The 1,901-nt window shown below is 55.1% G+C and carries 2 protein-coding genes; both read right to left on the bottom strand.

Annotation, left to right across the window (positions count from 1 at the left end):
- On the bottom strand, positions 1-223 hold a 223-nt coding region (locus AC2VLY_RS13960; RefSeq protein WP_486922481.1), incomplete at its 3' end, for a LolA family protein.
- Positions 216-1,901, bottom strand: a 1,686-nt coding sequence (locus tag AC2VLY_RS13955; RefSeq protein ID WP_486922479.1) for a DNA translocase FtsK, incomplete at its 5' end; no start/stop codon positions are given. The genes AC2VLY_RS13960 and AC2VLY_RS13955, both read right to left, overlap by 8 nt.

The raw sequence follows: 1,901 nt of genomic DNA, 5'->3' as shown, positions 1-1,901 counted from the left end.
GCCGGGAAATCCACAAGGTACCGCCGGCTTTTTTGACAATCTGACCATTATGGTTAGCCACTTCCTGGCTGAATTGCGCGGTAATGGTGTGCGTACTCTGAAAAAAATGATGCAACATATCCAGACCGGAGGCGGCATTCGCCCAGGCACTCCAGCCCAGCAAGCAGGCCGCGCCCAGTATTTGCAAATAGCGTGAAACACTACGCCGCTTTAATTCAATCACGACTGGGTGGTGCTGCTGCATAAATTTCTCTGCTCCCGTTACTTTGCAAAGGGCCAACAACACCCACTCTTTCCATTTCTTCGATCATGCGTGCGGCGCGATTATAGCCTACCTTCAGTTGGCGCTGCACGTAAGAAATGCTGGCCTTGCGACTGGTGGTGACAATAGCCACCGCCTGATCGTAAAGGGGATCAGCATCTTCAGCTCCGCCACCATCCATATCCTCACCATCTAAACTTTCACCACCCTGTAAGATGCGCTCGTCATATTGGGGTGCGCCCAACTGGCGTAAGGATTCCACTACGCGATGGACTTCGTCATCACTCACAAAGGCGCCGTGCACGCGCTGGGGATAGCCGGAACCTGGCGGCAGATACAGCATATCCCCCTGGCCCAGCAGGGTTTCTGCACCCATCTGATCGAGAATGGTGCGTGAGTCAATGCGGGAAGAAACCTGAAAGGCAATACGGGTTGGGACATTGGCCTTGATCAGGCCGGTGATTACATCTACAGAAGGACGCTGGGTAGCCATAATCAGATGCAATCCTGCCGCTCTGGCTTTTTGGGCGAGCCGGGTAATCAGCGTTTCCACCTGCTTGCCGACCACCATCATCAAATCTGCAAATTCATCGATAATCACTACAATAGCCGGCAACTTGCTCAAGCTGATGGGTTCGCCATCCAGATCCTTATCGGGACCCGGCAGAGGATGTCCTGCACTCAGGGCCTCCTGGACTTTTTGATTATATCCGGCCAGATTGCGCACCCCGACAAAAGCCATCAGCTTGTAACGTCTTTCCATTTCGGCCACACACCAGCGCAGCGCATTGGCCGCCTCTTTCATATCGGTGACCACCGGCGCCAAAAGATGGGGAATACCCTCGTAAATGGACAATTCCAGCATTTTGGGATCAACCATGATAAGGCGTACCTCTTCAGCAGTCGCTTTGAAGAGGATGCTGAGAATCATGGCGTTGACACCCACCGATTTCCCCGCGCCGGTAGTGCCTGCTACCAAAAGATGCGGCATTTTGGCGAGGTCAGCCGAAACAGGCTGGCCACCAATATCCTGGCCCAAGGCCAAAGTCAGGAAACTTTTACTGTGGCTAAAACCGGAGCTGGAGAGAATTTCAGAAAGTCTTACGGTGCGTCGCTTAGGGTTGGGCACCTCAATGCCCATGGTCGCCTTGCCCGGAATTGCTTCCACTACGCGTACCCGGGCTGCCAACACCCGCGAGAGATCCTTGCTGAGCCCGGCCACCTGACTCACCTTGACACCGGGAGCGGGCTCAATTTCAAAGCGGGTAATTACGGGGCCGGGATTGGCAGCGACTACCGAGGCCTGGACACCAAAATCCGCCATTTTCTCTTCCAGCATGCGTGACTGCTGGGCGAGTGTTTCTGGATCCAGTTGTCCCGTGGGATCCATAGGATCTGCCGGATCCAACAGCGCCAGATCGGGAAGACCATCAGCCCGAGGCGGGCCGACCGGTGCCGGTAGCGGCATCTGCCGGGTATTTTTAGGTGCTGATGAAGCACTCATTGGACGCGGTTTTTTCGCTGCAAAAAAGCTGGGGGTTTTCTCAACAGCGGGTTTTGCTTTTTCCGGAATAGCTGCCGGAAGCGGCGCTGAAACCTTGGGTTGCGACTGGCCTGTCTGCCGCCGCGAGAAGCGGGG

The sequence above is a fragment of the Acidithiobacillus sp. TH-A36 genome, assembly GCF_057473445.1.
The sequence above is the reverse complement of the archived record's forward strand: the minus strand, read 5'-3'. Positions and strand labels throughout refer to the sequence as shown.